Origin of the sequence: Actinoplanes sp. NPDC051633, from assembly GCF_040681735.1 — a bacterium.
Lineage (GTDB): Bacteria > Actinomycetota > Actinomycetes > Mycobacteriales > Micromonosporaceae > Actinoplanes.
Genome location: NZ_JBFAZH010001606.1, coordinates 1 through 1409 on the forward strand (window position 1 = coordinate 1; position 1409 = coordinate 1409).

Below are 1409 nucleotides of genomic sequence, written 5' to 3' on the forward strand. Positions count from 1 at the left end.
CGCCACGGACCATCTCGGTTCAGTGACCGCGATGAGTCTCTATCCATTCATCAGCCGCTCGTTCACCGCCTGGGAACAACGGCCTGTTTTGAAGGCTCACGTCACGGAGCCGGTCGTGCTTCGAACGGGTCCCCCGTGGCTCGACGCGGAACTTCTTCGCATGCTGCCAGAGCACTTCCCGCGCGCCGACCACCATCTGCGTCTAAGTCCCGCACACGAGGGAGAAGGCCGCCCGCTCCCGCCAGGTCAGCCCGGCTCATTTCAGCAGCAGCAGTTCGACTACCTCGGCCGGCTTCGCAACGCCGGGCTTGTCACCGCCGACGACGGCCGTGATCATTACTGGGTGGCGATGGACAGCGGCACAGTCTCCCTGACGCAACTCGGACGTTACTTCTGGCAGCTGGCGAGCCGGAGGGTGCTATGACCCGGGTCGGCTGCACCGGGCACCAAGGGATCACCGCGTCGACACGCCGGGCCGTGTCCGCTGCCATCGCGCAGACGCTTGCCGACCTTGAGAATGGACTTGAGGGACTCTCCAGCCTAGCCGAAGGAAGCGACCAGGTATTCGCACTGGCCGTTCTGGCCGCCGGCGGCAAGTTGCACGTCGTGATCCCTAGTCGCGGGTACGAAGAAACCTTCGCCGCAGACATTCCCCGAGCGACTTACCGGGCCTTGGTCGCCCTGGCCCAGCAACACACCACGCTGCCTTTCACCGAACCAGGCGAGGACGCTTACCTGGCTGCTGGCCAGCACATCGTCGACCACAGCGACGTCCTGCTCGCGGTCTGGGATGGACAGGATGCGGCGGGAAAGGGCGGCACCGGCGACGTCGTCGCATATGCATATGACCGGGGTTTAGATGTGCGGGTCATCTGGCCCAGAAATGCTCGCCGCTCCGCCTGACTGGCTCAATCGAGGCTGCGCACACTCGGCTGCATCCGCTCGGCGCTCCCGGCGCCGCCGCAATGCCTACCTCACTCGATATCAGTGCCTGGCGGGATCTGCATCTCCGCCTCACGGTGTGTGTTGATTTCTACGGGATCGCTCGGCAGGTCTGTGTGGGTGATGTCTAGGCGGCGGAGGTTGCGCGCCGCGATGATGGTCATCTGCACGGACAGGCAGTGTGTCTTGCCGTCGGTAGTTGTCAACGTGAGCGGTCCGGTGAGGAGCAGTTCCCGCTTGTCGTAGTCCACTGTGCCGGCCGTCGAGGCGAGAAGTGTTCCTTGAACATAAGCTCCGTCCTCTTGTAGGGCTCCGACGATGGTGCGGCCTTCCTTGTTTGCCTTGTACTCATCAAGTGCCGTATGCCAGGTCGAAACCTCCCGGATGTCACTTGCACGGTGGCCGAAAAGAGTTCGCACAACTTTGGCTTGGCCTGCTCGGTGAAGCCCCCGAACCAGTCGCGGATC

The 1409-nt window shown here is 63.4% G+C and carries 3 protein-coding genes; 2 read left to right on the forward strand and 1 reads right to left on the reverse strand.

What is annotated here, in order from left to right:
• Both AB0M20_RS43550 and AB0M20_RS43555 read left to right on the forward strand, forming a co-directional pair.
• The coding region (locus AB0M20_RS43550) for a hypothetical protein (protein ID WP_364307368.1) at window positions 1-424 on the forward strand (424 nt) is incomplete at its 5' end.
• On the forward strand, window positions 421-903 hold the full coding sequence (locus AB0M20_RS43555; RefSeq protein WP_364307370.1) for a hypothetical protein: 483 nt from the start codon (window positions 421-423) through the stop codon (window positions 901-903). The genes AB0M20_RS43550 and AB0M20_RS43555, both read left to right, overlap by 4 nt.
• Before the next feature lie 71 nt (window positions 904-974).
• On the opposite strand, the gene AB0M20_RS43560 is transcribed toward AB0M20_RS43555, so the two are convergent.
• A partial coding sequence (locus AB0M20_RS43560; RefSeq protein ID WP_364307372.1) for a DUF6338 family protein occupies window positions 975-1409 on the reverse strand: 435 nt, incomplete at its 5' end.

Coding starts and splice junctions, on each gene's coding strand:
- AB0M20_RS43555 (WP_364307370.1), top strand. CDS start 421: ATGACCCGGGTCGGCTGCACCGGGCACCAAGGGATCACCGCGTCGACA.